Here is a 21,424-nt window from a genome sequence, read left to right as displayed (position 1 = left end):
TGCCGTGACCCGACCGCGCACACCGACCCGTCGCGGATTTCTCACCGCCACCGCGGCGGCCGCCGGGCTGACCCTGTCGGCGTGTGCGGGAATGGGTGGCAGCACCGGCGTCGGCGGTGATCCGAACACGATCATCTTCTGGTCGAATCATCCGGGCACCTCGAAGAATCAGGAAACCGAGCTGATCAACCGGTTCCACGCGCAGCATCCCGATCTGACGGTGAAGCTGGTGGACGCCGGGCGCAACTACGAAGAGGTGGCGCAGAAGTTCAATGCCGCGCTGACGGGCGGCGCCCTGCCGGATGTCGTTGTCCTCTCCGACGTCTGGTGGTTCAACTACGCGTTGAACAAGGCCATCGAACCGCTCGACGAGCACATCGCGGCCGCCGCCGTGCCGCTGGCGGACTACGTCGACAGCTTCGTCGACGACTACCGGTTCGCGGGAAAACTGTGGGCGCTGCCGTATGCGCGCTCGACGCAGATCTTCTGCTACAACCGCGGTCTGTGGGCCCGCGCCGGACTGCCCGACCGCGGCCCGCGGAGCTGGCGGGAATTCGACGAGTGGGGACCCGAACTGCAACGTGCCATCGGCGCGGGGAAGTGGGCCCACGGCTGGGGCGATGCCAAGAACTATCTGGCCTGGACATTTCAAGGACCGAACTGGACCTTCGGCGGCGCCTACTCGGATCGGTGGACACTGAAGTTCTCCGATCCCCGCACGGTCGAGGCCGGAAACTTCCTGCGCGACATGATCAATCGCAAACGCTACGCCGCCATCCGCCCGCAGCTGGCCGTGGATTTCGGCACCGGGGTGGTGGGCTCGGCCATCACCTCCACCGGCGATATCAAGGGCATCGTCGCCAATGCGGCGGGCAAACTCGACTTCGCCACGGCCTTCCTGCCGCATCCGAACGGCCCGGGATGCACCACCGGCGGTGCGGGACTGGCGATTCCGTCGCGCATCTCCGATCAGCGCAAGGCCAACGCACTACGCTTCGTCGAGTTCATCACGAATCCGGTGAACACCGCCTATTTTTCGCAGGCGACGGGTTACATCCCGGTGCGCAAGTCGGCGGTCCGCGATCCGTCGGAACAGCAATTCCTCGCCGCCAACCGCAATTTCGCGACCGCCGTCGACCAGCTGCCGCTGACCCGTTCGCAGGATTACGCCCGGGTGTTCCTGCCCGGTGCCGATCAGATCATCGGCACCGGGCTGGAACAGATCGGATTGCAGAACCGGGACGTGACGTCGGCCTTCGCCGATATCACCGATCGGCTGCAGACCATCTACGACCGGCAGATCGAACCGAAACTGCCGCGGTAGCTACCAGATCCGCACGCGCTCGGTCGGTTCCAGGTACAACGCGTCACCCGGTTCGACACCGAACGCCTCGTGGAATCCGTCCAGATTGCGAACCACACCGTTGCACCGGAACTCCGGCGGAGAATGCGGGTCGACGGCCAGCCGGCGGATCGCCTCCTCGTCGCGGGCCTTCGTGCGCCACACCTGCGCCCAGCCGAAGAACACTCGCTGCAGCCCGGTCAGTCCGTCGATCACCGGCGGCTCCGCGCCGTCGAGTGAGATCTTGTACGCCTCCAACGCGATCGAGAGCCCACCCAGGTCACCGATGTTCTCGCCGATGGTGAATTCGCCGTTGACGGTGTGGCCGGGCAGCGCCTTCGGTTCGAACTGGTTGTACTGGTCGATCAACGCCTTCGTGCGCTTACCGAATTCGGACCGATCCGTCTCGGTCCACCAGTCGACCATATTGCCGTCGCCGTCGTATTTGCTGCCCTGATCGTCGAAGCCGTGGCCGATCTCGTGCCCGATCACCGCACCGATGCCGCCGTAGTTGGCGGCGTCGTCGGCGTTCATGTCGAAGAACGGCGGTTGCAGAATCGCCGCCGGGAACACGATCTCGTTCATGCCCGGGTTGTAGTAGGCGTTCACCGTCTGCGGCGTCATGAACCACTCGCCGCGGTCGACCGGGCCGCCGAGCTTGTTCATATCACGGTCGTGGTCGGCGGCGTAGCCACTGCGGTAGTTACCGACCGGATCGGCGGGATCGACACGGACCGCGGAATAGTCGCGCCAGGTGTCGGGATAGCCGATCTTGGGGGTGAACCGCTCCAGTTTGGCGAGCGCGGCCTCACGAGTCTCCGGGCTCATCCACTCCAGTTCGCTGATGTTGCGGCGGTAGGCCTCGATCAGATTCGCCACCAGCTCCTGCATCCGCTGTTTGGCCTCGGGCGGGAAGTGTTCGGCGACATAGATTTTCGCGACCGCTTCGCCGAGCAGATCCTGCACCAGCGAGACGCCGCGCTTCCAGCGCTCGCGATTCTCCTGAGCGCCGGTGAGGGTGCGACCGTAGAAGTGGAAACTCTCCTCGACGATCGCGGCGGTCAGATACGGCGCACGTGCCCGCAGCACCCGCCAGCTCGCCCACGCCTGCCAGTCCTCGAGCGGCTCCGCGGCCCACAGCTGCGCGAAGGTACGCGCGTAATCGGGCTGGCGCACGATGACTTCGGCGAACAACTCGGTGCCGGAGGCCGAGACTCCCGCGGCCAGCTCCTCGGTCCACGCGGTCCAGTCGAATTCCGGATTCGCGGCGGCGAGATCGGCGAAAGTGGTGAGGTTGTAACTCAATTCGGCGTCGCGCCGGCGCACCACATCCCAATGTCCCGCGGCCAGTTTGCGTTCCAGATCGAAGACGCGCTGCGGGTCGTACTCGAGCGCGGCGAGCTGGAACATGCGCCGGATGTGCTCGACGTATTTGGTGCGGATCTCGGCGTAATCGTCGTTGCGGTAATACGATTCGTCCGGCAGGCCGAGCCCGGACTGGGTCAGGTTGACCAGATAACGCTGCGAATTCTTGTCGTCGGTATCGACGTAGGCGCCGACCGCCCCGCCCACGCCGGTGCGCTGCAGCCGGCCCAGCAGCACAGCCAGCTCGCCGCGATCCTTCACCTCGCGTACCGCGGCCAGTTCCCCGGCGATCGGGGTGAGCGCGGCGGCCTCGACCGCCTCCTCGTCCATGAAGCTGTTGTAGAGGTCGGCGATCTTGCGTGCCTCCTCCTCGTCCGGCACCGAGGCCACGGTTCCGGCCGCCAAGTCCTGGATGATCTTCTTGACGTCCAGTTCGGCCTGGTCGTAGAGGGTGCGGAACGCTCCGTCGACCGCGCGATCGGCGGGAATGTCGTAGGTGTCCAGCCATTTGCCGTTGACGTGCGCGAACAGGTCGTCCTGCACCCGCACAGCGTCGTCGCGATAGGTCAGATCGATGCCCGAGGGAGTCGTCACGTCGAAAGTCACGACCTCCAGTATGCCGACGACGGCGTCGCGCCGCCGCCGCATTCAGCCCGGTGCGGCGGTCGCCGCCGGGATGCGGTCGAATTCGCCGTCCCGGGCGCCGGCCAGGAACGCCCGCCACTCGCCGGGGGTGAACGACAGCTCGGTGGTGTCGTGGACCAGAACCGTGCCACCGTCCGAGGCGGGGCGAACGCGCAGGTCACCCTCGCTGTCACCGTGCAAGACCCGGCGCAGGAAGGCCATCCAGGCGGGCGCGTCGACGGTGATGATCGGCTCGAGCTCGGGCCTGTTCGCGGGATCGCGGCGGTACTTGCTGTCGCGGATCAGCACCGCATCACCGTCGAAACGCACTTCGACGCACTGGTTGCCGTTGTTGGTGCGCGTGGAAGTGAACCAGGACGTGACCTCCGGCCGATACCTCGCGGGAGTGGGCATGGGCGGGAGTTTACACGGCTGCGTATTTCTCGATCAGCGCCAATGATTCTGTGCGAGTGAGGGATTGATCGAGCGCTCGCACGAATGCGAACGCCAGATCGTGCACCTGGTCGGGACCGTCGACCGGCGCGCCGAAGACCGCGCTCTCGGCCCAGCCGAAGGTCGGCAGATACTCGGAGGCGAAGTCCAGCAGATGAAAACTCGCCCCGCCGAGGATCGCGCCGTCGGGAGCCGCGAACGGGATGACCCGGATGTCCACGTTCGGCCTGGTGCGCAACAGCCCGGCCAGATACTCCAACTGCGCACACAGCACGTCCTGGCCGCCGACCCGCTGCACGAGCGTGGCCTCACCGACCACTGCGGTGAGCGCGACGGGATCGTGTCCGTGCAGGCGTTTGCGACGCCGCATCCGCATCGCGACCAGCTGTTCGACCTGCGCCGGGCGGATCATCACATCGGCCGCGATCAGCGCCCGCGCATAGGCTTCGGTCTGCAGCAGGCCCGGGATCACGAGGCTGTCGTAACTGCGAATACTGTCCGCGCCGTATTCCATCCCGTAATAGCGCTGCAGTTCCGGGCCGATCAGAGCCGAGCGGCTCCACCAGCCGCGCTCTTTCCCGGCAGCCAGCAAGGCGAGCAGTTCGGCGCGTTCCCGCTCGCCGACCGCGAGCAGATCCAGCACCGGGCCGATCGTGTTGCCGGTCAGCACCCGGCGGCCCTTCTCGACGTGCGACCAATTGGCCGGGGTGAAGCCCACCGCCCGAGCGAAGCCGGCCGAGTCGAAGCCGCGTTGTTCGCGGAGTTCGCGCAGGCGACGGACCAATTCCCACCGGGCGACCACTGGCGAGGTAGGGGCCATGCGGGCAGATAGTACGCCGGCCACCGCGACACGCTTCTGACTATTGTCATTTCAACTGTACGGCGATACGGTCTGCGTATCGGTGGCACTGCACTCGACGACGAGACGAGGTTCGCCATGAGCACGCGCGACCCGATGGCCGGCGCGATCGAACCGAATATCACCACCATCACCACCGCGCCGCGCGCAGTCACCCAAGAAGCGCTGGTCCGCTGTCGTCGCTATCGGAAAGAGAACGGGCTCTACGGCATCGTCGAACCGGTCCGAGGTCGCATCCTGTTGGAAATAGGCCCGGTCGGCGCGATCACCGTGCCGGCCGCCCTCGGAGCTCCGATTCGCGAATACCTCACCGTGCGCGGACATCGCGGGCCGATCATCGGACATCCGCGGTCGGCACGCTGGACCTTCTTGACCGGACATGTCGACGAATCGGCCACCGACGCCGCGATCGCGTCCGATATGTTCCATCGCTGCGCCGCACTGGTCGCCCCGGGCACCACCATCGTGCTGCCCTCACCGGCCGACGAACGCACCGGATACCGGGTGTGGATCGATTCGCCGCACAGCGACTACCGGCCGGAACTGGCCGAGGTGCTCACCGCAACCCGCCAGTGCCGGCCGGACCCGTACTGACCCGGCCGATCAGGAGGTCGGCCGCGGACTCAGGGTCACGCTGTACTTGTTCTCCAGCGTCTGATTCCAATCACGTTGGCACTGGTCGATCTTCGACTGATCGCCGTTGGCCTTGTTCACGCAGTCGAGGAAGTCCTTACCGCCGTTGTTGACGAAGAAGTTGACCCCGATCGCGGCGATCACGATTCCGGCGATGAGCCCGAGCAGGCCCAGCACCAGGCCGGCCATCGCCATACCGCCGCCAGCCGCGGTGCCACGCCGAGCCTTGACCGTCGCGATGATGCCGAAGATCAGGGCGACCAGGCCGAACAGGATTCCGCCCACCACTGTCCAGCAGGTCAGCAGGGCGATGATGCCGAGGACCAGCGCCGTGATGGCCAGCCCCTTGCCCTTGGGCTGCTCCCACGTGCCCTGTCCCGGCGGGCCGGGGTAGCCGCCGGCGGGCGGCGGGGGATATCCGCCCGGATACTGCCCCGGCTGCTGGCCGTACTGGCCGGGTTGTTGTGGATACTGACCCGGCTGCTGGGGATATTCGCCCGAGTGGCCGGGATACTCGCCCGAACGGCCGGGGTACTCGCCCGAGCGTCCGGGTTCGCCGCCCGACTGTGGATACGGTTCCGGCGGGGGGTAGTTCCCGGGCGGTGGATTCTCGGTCATCGCTGTCCTCTCCTCTGACGCACGGGCCCTCGACGGCCGCGTCTGCCGACTCTATTGACCGCCGAGACGTGCGTGCATTTCCCACACCAGGACCTCCGCCGGAACCTCGGCGACGATGCGCTGCCCGCCACTGCGGGTCATCCGCACCGCGTCGCCCTCGTAGAGGGTTCCGACCCCCTCCATCTCGACCTCGCCGCGAGCGACGAAGACATGCAGGTATGGCGCCTCGGGCAGGGTGATCGCCTGCCCCGCACCGGCTCCCGCCGCACCGGGCATACGCCCGACGTGCAGGGCGGAATGGCTGCTGCTGATCGCGATCGCGGTGCGATCGCGATAGCGCGGCATACCCGTGGCGACCGTGATCAGGCCGCCGCGGTCCAGTTCGTCGTCGATTTCCAGTTGCTGATATCCGGGAGTAATTCCCGGCTCGTCCGGTACTACCCACATCTGCACGAAATGAACCGCTTCGGAATGCGGCGACGTGCCGCCCTGTTCGGGCGGAAGCCGCCACGAATCATTCTTTTCCGAATGCAGAATTCCGGTTCCCGCGCTCATTCGCTGCGCCAATCCGGGATAGATGACACCGGCATGTCCGAGCGAATCCTGATGCACCAGAGAACCGTTCAGAACCCAGGTGACAATTTCCATATCGCGATGCGGATGAGTGTCGAATCCCTCGCCCGGCAACACGATGTCCTCGTTGTTCACCAGCAGCAGCCCGTGATGGGTGTTCTCCGGATCGTAATGCTCACCGAACGAGAAAGAATGCTTCGAATCCAGCCATGCCACACGGGTTTTCATGCGATCGCCGGCGCGATGAACATCGATGTGTGGTGTCGTGAGTGTGGACAACGGGGGTCCTCCTCTCGAGCTGCTGTCGAGGCCGCCGGGTAGATTCTACCGTGGCTGTGCACCGGCCCCGCACATTGATCCGGAGGTGAACCGAAATGCGACCCGACGCTGCGCGGCGGGCCGCGGTGGCCGCCGCCGTCCGCCGGCCCGGAATGCCGCGGCTGGCGCTGATCCGGTTCTCCGGACAGTTCGGCGACGGAATGTTTCAAGCAGCGTTGTCGGGTGCGATTCTGTTCAATCCCGAACGTGCCACCGATCCGCTGGCCATCGCGGGCGGGTTCGCGGTACTGCTGCTGCCGTATTCGGTGATCGGACCGTATGCCGGAGCGATGCTGGACCGCTGGGACCGCCGGATGGTGCTGCTGATCGCCAACCTGCTGCGGGCGGTATTGATCGTGGTGACCGCGGTCGGGCTGTGGGCCGGAATCCGCGATACGCCGCTGTTGCTGCTGGCGCTCGCGGTGGTCGGGATCAGCCGATTCGTCCTGGCCGGGATCTCGGCGTCGCTGCCGCGGGTGCTGGAACAGCGCTGGCTGGTGCCGATGAATTCGGTCCTGGCCACGGTGGCATCGGGATGCGCCGGGGCGGGAGCCGCGGTCGCGGTGGCGATCATCGGCGCGGTGGGCGCGGGGGATGTCGCGGGTGCGGTGGCGGTGGCGGCCGGCGCCTGCGGATCGGTGATCTCGGCGGTGGCCGCGATCGGCTTCGCGCGCCATCAGCTCGGACCCGAACATCGAATCGGCGCGCCCGGGCGCGGTGCGACCGCCGAGTCCGTGCGCGCCGTGCTGACCGGTCTGCGCACCGGCGCCCGTGCCGTCGCCGAATCGCGGGATTGCACCACCGCGATGATCGGCGTCGGCACCCACCGCGTCGTTTTCGGCGCCAACACTCTGCTCATGGTGCTGGTCCTGCGCCGCCCCGACGAATCCGGTATGTCGGTGAGTTCGGGACTGGTCGGCTTCGGCGTGGCGATCACCGCGGTCGCCGCGGGCATGCTCGCCGCCGCGGTACTGACGCCGCTGCTGATTCCGCGGCTCGGGCGCCCGCGCACGGTGCTCGCCGGACTGTCGGCGGCGCTGCTGGTGCAGGCGACACTGGTCCCGCCGATCACCGTCGCGACCGGCGCGGCCGAACATCGGGCCCATCAACTGCTGCTGGTCGGCGCGTTCCTGCTCGGCATGGCCGGGCAGATGGTGAAACTGACCGGGGACGCGACCCTGCAGATCGATGTCGACGACGCTCGGCGCGGGCAGGTATTCGCCCTGCAGGACACGATTTTCAACATCACGTTCGTCGGCGCCGTCGCCGTGACCGCCCTGGTCATTCCGGCCGACGGCCGTTCCCTCGGCGTGGTGGCGGCCGGCGCCGGACTGTACGCGCTGGGGATCGCGGCGATCGCGGTCAACAGCCGCCGGCGCACGCCACGCGATTCCTCCGGACGTTCGCAGACGCATCCCGGCTGATCGGTTAGATTGTTAGCCGCTGTGCTCGGTCCCAGCTGATGCGGTGACTGACAGTGCATGTCACCAGCGGTGCGAGTGGTAGTCGAGGAGTGCGGTGTTCGGGAACAACGCGACGGGGAGCGCTGCTGCCGGCGGAGCGGCGGCGGCGCGTGGCTCCACCCGCATCGGAAAGCGCTGCGCCTCGGCGATTTTCACGCCCGCGGTCACCGGCTTGCTGGTGTTCGGCACGCTGGCACCCGTCCCCGCGGCCGCCGAACTCGCCCCGTGGGCGCCACCACCGAAGAATGCCTGCGGCGAAACGGGATTCGACCCGCTCGCGCGCCAGCCCGATCCGAATGCGCCTGCGCCGCCTAATCTTCCGCCGAGAATCGACATCCCGGTGCCGGTACCGGAGATCGTGCCTGTACCCGTGCCCGGCCCGCGTCCGGACAACACCCGGATCGTCCCGCAACCCCTGCCCGCGGACCCGTGCCACAACCCGTGCCCGGACATTCGCGATACGCCGAAACCCCCGCCGGCCGAAGATCCTTCCGAGCCGGGCGAATCCGGCCCCGCCCCCGGCTCCGGTTCGGCATCCGGCTCCGGTTCGGCACCCGGCTCGAACAGCGGCTCGGGCACAGGGTCCGGGTCCGGCACCGGCTCGGGATCGAATTCCGGCCCGTTCAATCTGCCGAACATCAATATCAATCCCGAACCCGAACCGATTCCGATCCCCATCCCCGGGGGCGAACAGCCGGCGCCGGAGACCCCGCCGACGCCGGTGCGGCCGCCGACCGACCCGGGCGCGGTCGCGGCGGCACCCGCGCCGCGCACGGTCGAGAACGTGAAGTTGGTCAATCAGGTGACCGGCCACGGCTCGGTCAACCGCACCGATATGCGCTGGCAGGTCGACGGGACCGATCTCGGCATCATGTGGGAGACCGAACCGGGCAAGGTCGCGGTGGTATTCGGCGACACGTTCGGCAAGGGCTGGGAGTACGGCCAGGCCGGCGGACCGGACTGGCGGTCGAATGTGCTCGGCTACAGCTCCGAACGGGACCTGTCCAAGGGCCTGATCATCGACGACATGGTGCAGGACAGCCGCTGCCACGCCGCCGAACTGCTGAGCAGCCGCAAGATCAAGAATTTCGAGACCACGGTGATCCCCACCTCCGGATTCGCCCTCGGCGACCGGCAGTACATGAGCTACATGTCGGTCAATCACTGGAGCAGGGTGCCGGGGATGTGGTGGACCAACAACGGTGGTCTGGCCTACTCCGACGACGGCGGCAGTACCTGGGTCAAGGATCAGTACGCCAAGTGGGACAACATGTTCGGCATCGATCGGTTCCAGGTCGCGACGATGGTGCCGCACGGCGACTACGTCTACATGTTCGGCACGCCCAACGGCCGCATCGGCATGATCGGCCTGGCGCGGGTACCGAAGAAGGACGTGCTGAACAAGTCCGCGTATCAGTACTGGGTCGACGGCACCTGGGCCCCCGCGCAGGAGAATCGCGCCACGCCGCTGCTTCCCGGCATCGCGGGCGAGCTGTCGGTGCGCTACGACGAGTCGAGCAAGCAGTGGCAGATGGTGTACCTGGACCCCGCTCGGCACGCGATCGTGTTGCGCACCGCGACCGAACCGCAGGGAGCCTGGACCGACGGCACCGTGCTGGCCGATACGAACGACTACCCGAAGGCCTACGGCGGTTTCATCCATCCCTGGTCGACGGGTAAGGACCTCTACTTCACGATGTCGGCCTGGGACAGTTACAACGTCTACCTGATGCACGCGACGCTGAACGACCCGACCGCACCGGAACCCGCCGATCCCTAGGCCCGCGCGGGAAATGTCATCGACACCACCTCGCGTATTCACCGGCGGCCAGTACTCTCGAAGCAATCATGGCCACCTATTTCGATCCCAAATCCTGGTCGCCGTTGCGGGCAGTGGACCTGGGCCGTCGGCTGTTCGACCCGGAGTTGCTGGATCAGTGGACGGCATTCACCACCGCATGGCTCGACCCGGTGGCGGATCTCGGGGCGGGTACGGTCACCGCGCTCATGCCGGATGTGCTGATGACGCTGCTCAGCGAGGGAATCCTGAGCCGCTTCGGCGGTCGGGAGATCACCGCCACCCTGCTCGGCCACGATCTGACCGCGATTCTGCAGACCCTCAAGGTGCGCCGCCGCGGCGCGCACTTCCAGACCAAGACGGTGCTGACCGAGCTGCGCTGGAACGGGCATCCGATCGAGGAGATGACGGTGATCGCGCACGGGGTGCGGATGATTCCCGGCGTTCCGACGAAGGTGCGCACCGCCGGACTCGACGTCACCGGCACCGTGACCACCGCGGCGCTGGTCGAATGGCTCAACGAGAAGCGGCTGGACTGGCGGTTCGAGGTGCATCCGAGCGGATTGATCAGCGCGCGCCATCGCACCCGTAAATTCCAGGCGCTGGTCGACGCCGCCATCAGCGACAACCTCGTCACGATCGCGATCCACCAGGCTGCCTGGTCGGGCGTCCGGGTACCGCGGCGCTGGGTGTCGGTGGCGCCGGTCACGCTGGCGGACCTGCCCAACGACGTGCGCATCGTGCGTGCCGACCGGCAGGGCGACCGGGTGCATTTCCGGCTCGAACTCCCGCAGATCACCGGCTCGTTCGACCTCGGGCAGATGCGTGCGGCGATCGTCGCCGGAACCACGCTGATCGTGTTCTGAGACCGATTCCGGACCGCCGAATCCGGTTCCGCGACGCTACTGTCCGCCCGCGTTCCACCATTCCAGCAGCGCGGCCTCGGCCTCGTCGCGAGTCAGCGGACCGCGGTCCAGCCGCAATTCCTTCAGATAACGCCAGGCGCGGCCGACCTGCGGTCCCGGCTCCAGGCCGAGCAGTTCCATGATCGCGTTGCCGTCCAGGTCCGGACGTACCCGCTGCAGATCCTCCTCCTGCTGCAGGCGTTCGATCCGGGCTTCCAGATCGTCGTAGGTCGAGCGCAGCAGTGCGGCGCGGCGCTTGTTGCGGGTGGTGCAGTCCGCACGCACCAGTTTGTGCAGCCGCGGCAGCAGGTCGTCGGCATCGGTGACGTAGCGGCGCACGGCCGAATCGGTCCACTGGCCTTTACCGTAGCCGTGGAAACGCAGGTGCAGATACACCAGCCGCGCCACGTCCTCGGTGAACTGCTTCGGATATTTCAAGGCGCGCATGCGCTTTCGCACCATTTTCGCGCCGACGACCTCGTGGTGGTGGAAGCTGACACCGCCGCCGGGCTCGTTGCGCTTGGTCGGCGGTTTGCCGATGTCGTGCAGCAGCGCGGCCCAGCGCAGCACCAGGTCCGGATCGCCCTGCTCCTGATCGATGGCCTGGCGCAACACCGTCAGCGAATGCTGATAGACGTCCTTGTGCTGATGGTGTTCGTCGATCTCCAGCTTCATCGCCGGAACCTCGGGCAGCACCCGTTCGGCCAGCCCGGTCTCGCACATGATGTCGATACCTTCGGTGGGATGTTCACCGCCGATCAGTTTGTCCAGTTCGGTGCGCACCCGTTCGGCGGTGATGCGGCGGATCTCGTCGGCCATCAGCGCGATCGCTACCCGTACCCGCGGCGCCACCTCGAAGCCGAGCTGGGAGACGAAGCGGGCCGCGCGCAGCATGCGCAGCGGGTCGTCGTTGAACGAATCCTCCGGCGCCGCAGGAGTATCCAGCACGCCGGCGAGCAGGGCCTGCATGCCGTCGAGCGGATCGACGAATTCCAGATCACCGGCCGGGCCGATACGTACGGCCATCGCGTTGACCGTGAAGTCGCGGCGGACCAGATCGCCCTCGAGGCTGGCACCGAAGGTGACCTCGGGGTTACGGGAGACGCGGTCGTAGCTGTCGCTGCGGAAGGTGGTGATCTCCAGCTGGTGGCCCGATTTCGACGCGCTCACCGTGCCGAACGCCAAACCGCCGGTGTCCCAGAGATTGTCGGCCCAACCGCGCACGATCTCCAGTACGACCTCGGGCCGGGCGTCGGTGGTGAAGTCCAGATCGGTGCCGAGCCGGCCCAGCACGGCATCGCGCACGCTGCCGCCGACGAGGTACAGCTCGTGGCCGCGCGCGGCGAACAGGCCGCCCAGCGGAGTCAGCACATCCGAGAGCCGGCCCAGGGTGATCGCCGCCGCGGCAAGCAATCGCGTCCGGCGATCATCGTCGGGGTCGGACACGGCCCTTCCTTTCACTTGTGTGCCGTCCTCCACTTCTGCGTCAACGGACTTCGGCGAAACCACGGAAACGCAGCTTAGTTGGTGCGCACCCGCCCGGACCGCACGGATGCCCCGCCGTGCTGCGGCATGACACTCGGCATCGAACACGTTCAGTGCATCGATCCGGCGCGGCTAGACTGACCCGGTGTCTCCGGCCGATCGCGCGAACAGTCGACGCCGCCAGCCCCGGCGCCGCGGTTCGGCCGGTAATGCGGCGAAACCTCGCATGCGCACCGTCCGGGAAACCTCCGCGGGCGGGCTCGTCGTCGACGGCCTGGACGGGCCCGCCGAACAGCGCTGCGCCGCGCTCATCGGCCGCACCGACCGCCGCGGCCGGTTGCTCTGGTCGCTGCCGAAGGGGCATATCGAAGAGGGGGAGACGGCCGAACAGACCGCCGTCCGGGAGGTCGCCGAGGAGACCGGCATCAACGGCCGGGTGGTCGCGGAACTGGGAAGCATCGACTACTGGTTCGTCACCGAAGGCCGTCGGGTACACAAGACCGTGCACCATTACTTGATGCGGTCGTTGGGGGGTGAGCTCTCCGATGCCGACGTCGAGGTCACCAAGGTGGCCTGGGTGCCGTTGAGCGAACTCGATTCCCGGCTCGCCTACGCCGACGAACGGCGTCTGGCCGAGGTCGCGAATCGGCTGATAGATCGGATGGAGAGCGGCAGACAATGACGCGTGCGAGTCGCAGTGGGCACCGCTGGGTGCTACTGCTCGTCTCGCTGGCGCTCGCCGTATTGAGCGTGCCGTCGGCCGGGTCGAGCCATGCGCAGCCGTCCGGGTCGGGAGGTTCGACCGCCGCGCCGAAATTCCTCAAACTCACGCTCGATTCGGTGTCGCCGAGCACGATCACCACCACCAGCGATTCCGTCCTCGCGCTGACCGGCACGGTGACCAATATCGGCGATCGCGTGGTGGACGACGTCAGTGTGCGAGTGCAGCGCGGGGCGGCCATCGGCGAACCCGGCGAACTGCGGTCCACGCTGCGCCAGGATCAATCGAACTTCCCGGTCAGCGCGCAGTTCCAGGACGTCACCGACCAGTTGGGGCCCGGACAGCGCAAACAGTTCACCCTGCGGATCGGGGTGCGCGAGGGCATGTCCAACGCGGCCGCCAATCCTCCCGTCACGGACTCGCTCGGCATCACCGAACCGGGCGTGTACCCGCTGCTGCTGAATGTGAACGGCGAACCGGCCTACGGTAATCAGGCGCATCTCGACGATGCGCGGTTCCTGCTGCCCGTCCTCGGCCTGCCCGCCTTGCCGAACGGCGCCGATGCCGCGGCGGAGGGGTCACAACCCGTTCCGGCCGCACCGCAGCCGCCGGTGGCGACCACCATGTTGTGGCCGCTGGCGGACCGGCCCCGCATGGTCGCCGGCATCCCCGGTTCGGTGGACGGCAAGGCGCTGCTCACCGACGACGAACTGGCCGGGGAACTGGCTGCGGGCGGCCGCTTGGATCAGCTGGTCTCGGCCCTGGAGTCGGCGCTGCGATCCGACCCCTCGCACGATTCCGGCCGCGCGGGTCCCGGGCTGGCGGCATCGCTGTGCCTGGTCGTGGACCCGGACCTGCTGCTCACCGTGTCGAAGATGACCGAGGGGTATCGGGTGCTGGCCTCACCGTCGGATCCGGACGGGCCCACACGCGACGGCACCGGTCCGCAGGCCGCGCGCGCGTGGCTCGACCGGCTGCGTGCGCTGGCGCCGACGATGTGCACGGTGGCGCTGCCGTTCGCGCAGGTCGACCCGACCGCGCTGGCCGGCGTGCACGATGCCGACCTGGTCGCCCGTGCGCTCACCGCGCCCGCCGATATCGTCGATTCGCTGCTGTCGGTCAAATCCGTGCGCGGAGTGAGCCTGCCCGCGTCCGGAGCCATCGGAGCCGATGCCACGACCATGCTGACCGAACGCGGTTTCACCACCGCCGTCCTCTCCGGGAACGCGGTGGCCGAGGGCGGTTCCCTCAGCACCGCAACAGGTTCCGGGCGCGGCGAGGCGACGGTGCGCAGTACCGCCTCCGTCGCCGCGGACATCGCGCCGGTGGTACCGGAGATGGTGCGGCTGCCGGCCGCCGCACCGGCCAAACCCGACGCCGCGCCACCGGCGCCCGATTCCGGGTTGAAGGTCGCGACCTTCGACATGTGGTCGGCGACCGCGCTGGCCGCGGTCGGGTCGAATCCGCCGACTCCGGCGTTCACTCCCGACCGGGTCCGGTACGCGGTCACCAACGACTCCCGCACGGCTCGACTGCAGGACGCACTGGGCGCGCTGAGCTGGCCCGTGCTGAATACGACCGAGACCCGTCCCCGCGCCACCCTCCTCATGCCGCCGCAACAGTGGGGCGCCGACCGCGACGAGGCCGGGGCGCTGCTCTCGCACCTGGAGCTCATGTTCCGCAGCGGTCTGGCGACACCACGTTCCTTCACCGACCTGCTCGCGCAACCGGTCGATCCGCGCCCGTACGACCTGGACTACTCCGGTGACGCGGCGGCACAGGCCGTGCCGGATCAGTTCGTCGCACCGGTGGGGCAGCAGGAACACCGGATCGACGATCTGATGACCGCCCTGGTGGAGATCCCCCAGCAGGAGCCGACACCGCGGACGTTCCTCACACCGTTGCGCGACGATCTCATCCGGGTGCTGACGCTCTCGGACCGCACCGGCACCGATTCGCAGGCCGACACCGCCGCGCAACGGCGACTCGAACAGACCACCCGGACCATGGACGGGCTGTTCTCCTCGGCGAGCGTGCTGCCGCCGGGCGGGGTGTACACGCTGGCCTCGGAGCAGAGTCCGCTGCTGCTGGTCGCGCGCAACGATCTGCCGGTCGCGATCCGGATCCGGTTCAAGATCGGGGCGCCCGCCGAGACGAATATCACCGATATCGGTGAGCAGCAGCTTCCGGCGGAGGGTACTCGGTCGTTCCAGATTCCGACCAAGGTGAGCGACAGCCGTAACCTGGTGATTCCGATATCCCTTACCACACCGGCCGGAGTGCCTCTCGGCAATGCCACCTCGGTTTCGGTACGTTCGAACGCTTACGGTCAAGCGTTGGCGATAATTACCGCATGTGCCGGTGCACTGCTGTTCCTGCTCGCCGGTCGCCGCTTGTGGCGCCGCTTCCGGGGACAGCCCGATCCGGCCGACAAGGGTTTGGACCCGGGAAAACGACGCAGGCTCAACCGATACCTGCGCGCCCGCAAACGAGTACTGCAGGAAGAGGAGGCACAGTGAGCGACAATCGCGTAGCGGCTCACTGCGCCGACCGGGTGCGGGTGTCCCGCAGGTCACGGGGCACAGTGAGCGACAATCGCGTAGCGGCACACTGCGTCGACCGGGTGATTCACGGGCCGGCCCGAATGCCGAGCAGACCGGAGGTCCGGTGACCGAGTACGACGGCCCCGTCGTGCCCGATCAGGCCGACGACGAGCAGTTTCCGCGACGCGCGCCCGCCGCGCCGTGGGAGCGTGGACCGCGTCGGCTGAGTCCCGATCCCTCGATGCCGCCCTCGGGCGCCAACGGTGTCGTCCCCAACGCAACGCCGCCGCACCGCTTACCGCCGAACGACGCCCGCCCCGATCCGGCCGATCCGCGGCGGCCGCTGAGTGGCCCGATTCCGCAGGTACCCCCCGCCGGCCGGACGCCCGGCCCGAACGGAACACGACCCGCCCCGCCGCCGCGCCGGCAGGCGCCGCCCAGCGCACCCATCCGTCAGACCCCGGGTGCCGGCCCGCGCCAGGGTCCGCCGGCAGCATCGCCCCGTCCGGGACCGCCGCTTTCACCCGACGGGTCCCGGTATCCGGGACCACAGAATCCGCCGCGCCGGCAGAGCCCGCCCAGTGCGCCGCTGCGCCAGACGCCGCCGAACGCGCCGCGTCAGCCACTGCCGCCGAATGCGCCACCGAGCGAGCCGTTCCGTCAAGTCCCCCCGACGGATCATCGGGGTGCTCGCCCGCCGCAGGAAGGCGCGCCGCCGGGACGGCCCCGTCCGCCGCAGCGCGGCCCGCGCCCGCCGGTCGAGCCCCCGAATCAGGATTCGCGGTACCGAGACCCGCAGTTCGGCGAGAACCAGTACCGCGAGACCCAGAACCGGGAGATCCCGCGCCGGGATGCGCCGCGGCCGGATCCGCGACGGTCCTATCCGCCGGGCCCGCCGAGCGGTCCGGTCGACCAGGTTCCTCGCGCACCCCGCGCGGAACGGGCGATGCCGCGCCACATCCCGCCGTCCGAGGCGGAGCCGCGCCGCCGGCCGGCAGGGGAGCGTCCGGCGGCGGCGCGCCCGGATTCGGCACGGCCGACACGCGCGCGCAGCGATTCGGCAGGCCCGCGCACCGCCCAGCAGGCCGTCATCGAGCAGGAACCGGAAGACTCGTCGACTTCGCGTTTGGTCCGCGACTCCGGATCCATCGCGGTCGCCACGTTGGTCAGCCGTATCACCGGCTTCGTCAAGCAGCTGTTGCTCGTCACCGTGCTCGGCCCGGCCATCGCCAGTGCGTTCACGGTCTCCAGCACGATCCCGACCATGATCTCCGAGCTGCTGCTCGGCGCGGTCCTCACCGCCATCGTGGTGCCGACCCTGGTCCGCGCGGAAAAGGAGGACCCCGACCGCGGCGCGGCCTTCGTCCGCCGCCTGGTCACCGCGGCGTTCACGGTATTGGCCATCGGCACCGTCCTGGCGGTCGCCGCGGCGCCGGTGATGACCACCCATATCTTCCTGTCCAACGACGGCAAGGTGAATACCGCGCTGACCACGGCGCTCGCCTTCCTGCTGCTGCCGGCCATCCTCTTCTATGGGATGTCGGGCCTGCTCATGGCGATCCTCAACACCCATCAGGTGTTCAAACCGGGTGCCTGGGCGCCGGTGCTGAACAACGTGGTGGTGCTGGCGATCCTGACCCTGTATGCGGTCACGCCGGGCGAGATCAGCCTCGATCCGGTCCGGATGAGCGATCCGAAGCTGCTGGTCCTCGGCGTCGGTGTGACCGTCGGTGTCATCGTTCAGATGGTGAGCCTGCTGCCGGCCATCCGGCGGCTCGGGATCGATCTGCGCCCGCTGTGGGGGGTGGACGCCCGGCTCAAGCAGTTCGCCGGGATGGGCGCGGCCATCATCCTGTACGTGTTCATCAGCCAGATCGGCTGGACCATCGCCACCCGGGTGTCCTCGCACGCCGATGTCGCGGGCCCGACCATCTATCAGAACGCCTGGCTGCTGCTGCAGCTACCGTACGGCGTGCTCGGCGTGACGCTGCTGACCGCGATCATGCCGCGCCTGAGCCGCAATGCCGCCGCCGACGACAATCCGGCGGTGGTCGACGACCTAGGCGTCGCCACCCGTCTGACCATGATTTCGCTGGTCCCGGTTGTCACCTTCCTGACCATCGCGGGTCCGCAGATCGGCCAGGCGCTGTACGGCTACGGCCATTTCGGCAGTTCGGATGCGGGCCGCCTGGGCGAGGCGGTCTCCTGGTCGGCGTTCACGCTGATTCCCTACGCGCTGGTGCTGATTCACCTGCGGGTGTTCTACGCGCGGGAACAGGCCTGGACACCCACCTGGATCATCCTCGGCATCACCGGCGTCAAGATCGTATTGTCGCTGCTCACGCCGGTCTTCTTCAGTGACGATCATGTCGTCATCGCCTTGGGTGTGGCCAACGGTCTGGGCTTCGTGACCGGCGCGGTGATCGGCGGCTGGCTGCTGCATCGCAGTCTCGGCGATCTGCGGATGGCCAATGTCGGCCGGACCGTCACCCGCGTGGTGCTGGCCTCGGTGGCCGGCGCGGCGGTGACACTGATCATCGATCAGGTGCTGGGCCTGTCCCGGCTCGACGGCGGCCTCGCCTCGGTACTGCGGGTCGGCCTGGACGCGATCGTCATGTTCGGCGTCGCCTTCGGCCTGATGCGCCTAGCGGGTGTCCCGGAGATCGTCGCGCTCACGGTCGCGGTATCGCGGCGCCTCGGCTTCACCCCCCCGGCGCCCGACCTCGGCCTGGACGACACCGCGGTCGATATGCACGACACGATGGTGCTGCCGCGTCCGGAACTGGCCGCTCCGTATTACTACAGCTACGACCCGTACACCGACGCCCAGACCATGGTGTTGCCGGTAATCCGTCCTGGTGCGGTTGACCGCACCGGCCAAGGCGAGTTCCCGTACCCTGTTCGGCAGAGAAACGCAAATGCCGGTGCTGCACCGGCGCAACGGACTTCGACAGATCAGGGCGAAGGAGGAGCGAGGGTGAGCGACGACGCGGCGGAGGGTCAGCCTTCCGCCGAGGCTGCCGACGCGGCAGGCGCAGTGCGCACCGACGACGTCCCACCCGGGAGTGTTCCGCCGGCCGACCGCACTCGGGACTCCGCATCCGACCATACGGACGCGTCGACCGCCGGTGCGGCGCCCGACGCCGAAGCCGGTGTGGCCGGGGATATCCCCGACGCGCCGAACACCGCGGACGCGGTCAGCGGCAACGGTGCCGAAGCGGTGCCGCCCGGAGCGGTGCCGCCGCGGGATCCGGCCTACGACACCGGCATGCTGCCGGTCGGTTCGCCGGAAATGCCTCCGATGCGGGTGGAACCGCCGTCCCGGCGGGTACCACGCGGTCCCAAACTGATTCCGGGCGCCTCCGTGGCGGGTGGCCGCTATCGGCTGCTCGCCGACCACGGCGGCGCACGCGGCCTGCGGTTCTGGCAGGCCTTGGATGTGAAACTGGACCGCGAGGTCGCGCTCACCTTCGTCGATGCCGATCAGAAAGCCGCCGACAATCCCGGCCACGACGGCCCTCAGGCCATCCTCTCGCGCACGCTGCGCCTGGGCCGGATCAACTCGTCCGGCCTCGCCCGCGTGCTCGATGTGGTGCGCGGTAGTTCCGGCGGCATCGTGGTCGCGGAGTGGACTCCCGGCCGCTCGCTGCGCGAGATGGCCGAGACCAAGCCCTCGCCGATCGGCGCGGCGCGCGCCATCCGGGCCCTCGCCGCGGCTGCCGAACTGGCCCATCGCGGCGGCGGTTCGCTGTCGATCGATCATCCGGACCGGGTGCGCATCAGTGCCTCCGGCGATGCGGTGCTGGCGTTCCCGGGCACCTTGGCCGATTCCGATGCGCAATCGGATGTGCGTGGCCTCGGCGCGATGCTGTACGCGCTGATCACCGCCCGCTGGCCGATCCGCACCGGCGGTGTCACCGGTTCCGCGGCGACCGTCGGCGGGCTGAGGCTGGCCGATTTCGGCAGCGACGGTTCGCCGGTGGAACCGCGTCAGATTCGTCCCGAGGTGCCGTTCGAGATCTCCGCGGTGGCGGTCCGCTCGCTCGAGGCCGACAAGGGCGTGCGGACGGCGGCGACCGTGCAGCACGTGCTCGAGCAGGCCTCGGTCGTCGACCAGAAGACCGACTTCATCCCGGTCCTGCGCCTGGGCCAGCGTGCGGTGGCGAATCCGGACGAGACCCTCGCCGATCCGGAACTGCTCGCTGCCGAGCGGGAGCGATCGCAGCGAATGCTGTGGATCCTGGTCGGCCTGGGTGTGCTCGCGGCCCTGGTGGTCGGCGTGATCATCTGGTGGTTGCTGAGCATCTTCGCGCCGGGTTCGGCCGACGAACCGCTCAACGAACAGCAGCGCAAACTGGGTCTGACCACGGCCAGCGTCGCACCGACAGCGCCGGCGGCGCAGTCCGCGGGACCCGCGCCGACCACGGCCGCCGGACTTCCGCTGCAGGCCACGGGCGTCTCGGTGTACTCCCCGGAGGGCACCCCGGACAGTCCCGGCAACGTGTCGGCGCTGCTCGACGGAAACCCGACCACCACCTGGCACACCGATCAGTACTTCCAGCAGTTTCCGGCTCTGAAGAAGGGGATCGGCGTGCTCGCGACGCTGCCCGGTCCCAGCAAGGTGAGCAAGGTCGTCGTCGATTCCGCGTCACCGGGCACGGTGGTCGAGGTGCGGACCTCGCCCACCGCGGTTCCCACCCTCGATCAGACCCAGCTCGTCGGCCAGGCCACCCTGGCCGACGGCACCACCACGATTCCGGTGCAGTCCGATCAACCGGCTCGCTACGTCCTGATCTGGATCACTCAGCTGGCCAACAACGGCGGCCAGTTCCAGACCTCGCTCGGCGACATTCGCTTCGAGGCAGCTTCCTGATTCGTGCCGTCGCGGGCGGCGACCGTCCCGGCCCCGTGATATCGCCTCGCTCTGGTTGCTACCGATTCGTAATGAACGTTATGATTCACAGCGCGCTCTCAGCAGGGGAGCTTCCTGGGATCTGGTGTCTCGGTCCTGGATGATGCGGAATTAGCGGCCTGTCCGGTGTAGGACTTCGTGCCGCCGTGAGCGCTGTCCGAGGGGTTTGTGTGTCGTTCGAAGCGATCGCCAGTGGGGGGACACCGGAGTCGTCTGCTGTCCGTCGTCGCTCGATCGATCCGGACGAAACCACCGATTTCGAATTACTTTCCGCCCATGTCGCCGGCGACCGCGATGCCTTCGGCATTCTGTTCCGCCGCCATTACCACCGGCTCTGGCAATTGGCGCTGCGCACCTGCCGCACTCCGGAGGATGCCGCCGATTCGCTGCAGGACGCGCTGCTGTCCGCCCATCGCAATGCCGCCACGTTCCGCGGGGATGCGGAGGTACGCAGCTGGCTGCATCGCATCGTGGTCAACGCGTGCCTGGATCGTATGCGACGCAACAAGTCCCGGCCCGCGACGTCGCTGTCGGACGAGTCGGTGGCCGAACCGGCGGTGGAACGTGACGACATCGCGCAGCGCGAGGTGAAAATGGTGGTCGCTGCGGCGCTGTTCACGCTGCCGCCCGATCAGCGAGCAGCGCTGGTTGCGATCGACATGGAAGGGTATACCGTAGCGGAAGCGGCGCAGTTGCTGGGCGTCGCCGAGGGGACGATCAAAAGTCGCTGCGCCCGTGGCCGTAAACGGCTGGAACAGGAATTGGAATTCCTGCGAAATCCGGGGAACCGGACGTAGCCGAGAAGCGTCATT

General features: G+C 68.1%; 16 protein-coding genes. 9 read left to right on the top strand and 7 right to left on the bottom strand.

What is annotated here, in order from left to right; all coding sequences use genetic code 11:
• Positions 1–4 precede the first annotated feature (4 nt).
• Entirely contained in the window at positions 5–1,324 is a 1,320-nt protein-coding gene (locus tag NK1_RS13465; RefSeq protein WP_063008862.1) for an ABC transporter substrate-binding protein, read from the top strand.
• Here the strand turns inward: NK1_RS13465 and NK1_RS13460 are convergent, their stop codons facing one another.
• The 3 genes from NK1_RS13460 to NK1_RS13450 are packed head-to-tail and all read right to left on the bottom strand — an operon-like array spanning position 1,325 to position 4,604.
• The gene (locus NK1_RS13460) at positions 1,325–3,355 is read right to left on the bottom strand and encodes a M13 family metallopeptidase (protein WP_084460864.1); all 2,031 of its coding nucleotides are present in this window, start codon (positions 3,353–3,355) and stop codon (positions 1,325–1,327) included. It lies immediately after the preceding gene.
• Positions 3,356–3,745 carry a DUF397 domain-containing protein gene (locus NK1_RS13455; RefSeq protein WP_063008861.1) on the bottom strand — a complete coding sequence of 130 codons (390 nt, stop codon included), beginning with the start codon at positions 3,743–3,745 and terminating at the stop codon, positions 3,356–3,358.
• A 10-nt stretch (positions 3,746–3,755) separates the two neighbouring features.
• Positions 3,756–4,604, bottom strand: a complete 849-nt coding sequence (locus NK1_RS13450; protein ID WP_063008860.1) for a DUF5753 domain-containing protein — start codon at positions 4,602–4,604, stop codon at positions 3,756–3,758.
• A gap of 117 nt (positions 4,605–4,721) precedes the next feature.
• Here NK1_RS13450 and NK1_RS13445 point away from each other — a divergent pair, with 117 nt between their 5' ends.
• Positions 4,722–5,237: a hypothetical protein gene (locus tag NK1_RS13445; RefSeq protein ID WP_036507404.1), complete on the top strand. Its 516-nt coding sequence runs from the start codon at positions 4,722–4,724 to the stop codon at positions 5,235–5,237.
• A 9-nt stretch (positions 5,238–5,246) separates the two neighbouring features.
• Here the strand turns inward: NK1_RS13445 and NK1_RS35710 are convergent, their stop codons facing one another.
• Together NK1_RS35710 and NK1_RS13435 are read right to left on the bottom strand one after the other, a co-directional pair.
• Positions 5,247–5,894, bottom strand: a complete 648-nt coding sequence (locus tag NK1_RS35710; protein WP_084460862.1) for a DUF4190 domain-containing protein — start codon at positions 5,892–5,894, stop codon at positions 5,247–5,249.
• 51 nt (positions 5,895–5,945) lie between these two features.
• Entirely contained in the window at positions 5,946–6,746 is an 801-nt protein-coding gene (locus tag NK1_RS13435) for a pirin family protein (protein WP_157104257.1), read from the bottom strand.
• A 95-nt stretch (positions 6,747–6,841) separates the two neighbouring features.
• Here NK1_RS13435 and NK1_RS13430 point away from each other — a divergent pair, with 95 nt between their 5' ends.
• Complete coding sequence (locus NK1_RS13430; protein WP_063008858.1) at positions 6,842–8,209, top strand: MFS transporter; 1,368 nt, start codon at positions 6,842–6,844, stop codon at positions 8,207–8,209.
• Positions 8,210–8,269: 60 nt separating this feature from the next.
• On the opposite strand, the gene NK1_RS34995 is transcribed toward NK1_RS13430, so the two are convergent.
• Positions 8,270–8,437: a hypothetical protein gene (locus NK1_RS34995; RefSeq protein ID WP_167354258.1), complete on the bottom strand. Its 168-nt coding sequence runs from the start codon at positions 8,435–8,437 to the stop codon at positions 8,270–8,272.
• On the opposite strand from NK1_RS34995, the gene NK1_RS13425 reads away from it, so the two are divergent.
• Complete coding sequence (locus tag NK1_RS13425) at positions 8,397–10,028, top strand: glycoside hydrolase family 183 protein (protein WP_084460882.1); 1,632 nt, start codon at positions 8,397–8,399, stop codon at positions 10,026–10,028. The two genes, NK1_RS34995 and NK1_RS13425, sit on opposite strands and share 41 nt — an antisense overlap.
• A gap of 68 nt (positions 10,029–10,096) precedes the next feature.
• Positions 10,097–10,912, top strand: a complete 816-nt coding sequence (locus NK1_RS13420) for a hypothetical protein (protein WP_063008857.1) — start codon at positions 10,097–10,099, stop codon at positions 10,910–10,912.
• Between the two features lie 36 nt (positions 10,913–10,948).
• Here NK1_RS13420 and NK1_RS13415 read toward each other — a convergent pair whose 3' ends face one another.
• Positions 10,949–12,397, bottom strand: a complete 1,449-nt coding sequence (locus tag NK1_RS13415; RefSeq protein WP_063008856.1) for a CCA tRNA nucleotidyltransferase — start codon at positions 12,395–12,397, stop codon at positions 10,949–10,951.
• A gap of 184 nt (positions 12,398–12,581) precedes the next feature.
• On the opposite strand from NK1_RS13415, the gene NK1_RS13410 reads away from it, so the two are divergent.
• The 4 genes from NK1_RS13410 to sigM all read left to right on the top strand — a co-directional run bounded on the left by NK1_RS13410 (position 12,582) and on the right by sigM (position 21,409).
• The gene (locus NK1_RS13410) at positions 12,582–13,118 is read left to right on the top strand and encodes an NUDIX hydrolase (protein ID WP_064923396.1); all 537 of its coding nucleotides are present in this window, start codon (positions 12,582–12,584) and stop codon (positions 13,116–13,118) included.
• Entirely contained in the window at positions 13,115–15,676 is a 2,562-nt protein-coding gene (locus NK1_RS13405; protein WP_063008855.1) for a DUF6049 family protein, read from the top strand. The genes NK1_RS13410 and NK1_RS13405 overlap by 4 nt, the downstream gene beginning before the upstream one ends.
• A 970-nt stretch (positions 15,677–16,646) precedes the next feature.
• Positions 16,647–20,573, top strand: coding sequence for a murein biosynthesis integral membrane protein MurJ (gene murJ, locus NK1_RS13400; RefSeq protein WP_084460860.1), 3,927 nt, complete (start codon positions 16,647–16,649; stop codon positions 20,571–20,573).
• Positions 20,574–20,845: 272 nt separating this feature from the next.
• On the top strand, positions 20,846–21,409 hold the full coding sequence (gene sigM / locus NK1_RS13395; protein ID WP_063008932.1) for an RNA polymerase sigma factor SigM: 564 nt from the start codon (positions 20,846–20,848) through the stop codon (positions 21,407–21,409).
• Positions 21,410–21,424: the final 15 nt, after the last annotated feature.

The organism is Nocardia kruczakiae NBRC 101016, assembly GCF_001612965.1.
Taxonomy (GTDB): Bacteria; Actinomycetota; Actinomycetes; order Mycobacteriales; family Mycobacteriaceae; genus Nocardia; species Nocardia kruczakiae.
The sequence above is the reverse complement of the archived record's forward strand: the minus strand, read 5'-3'. Positions and strand labels throughout refer to the sequence as shown.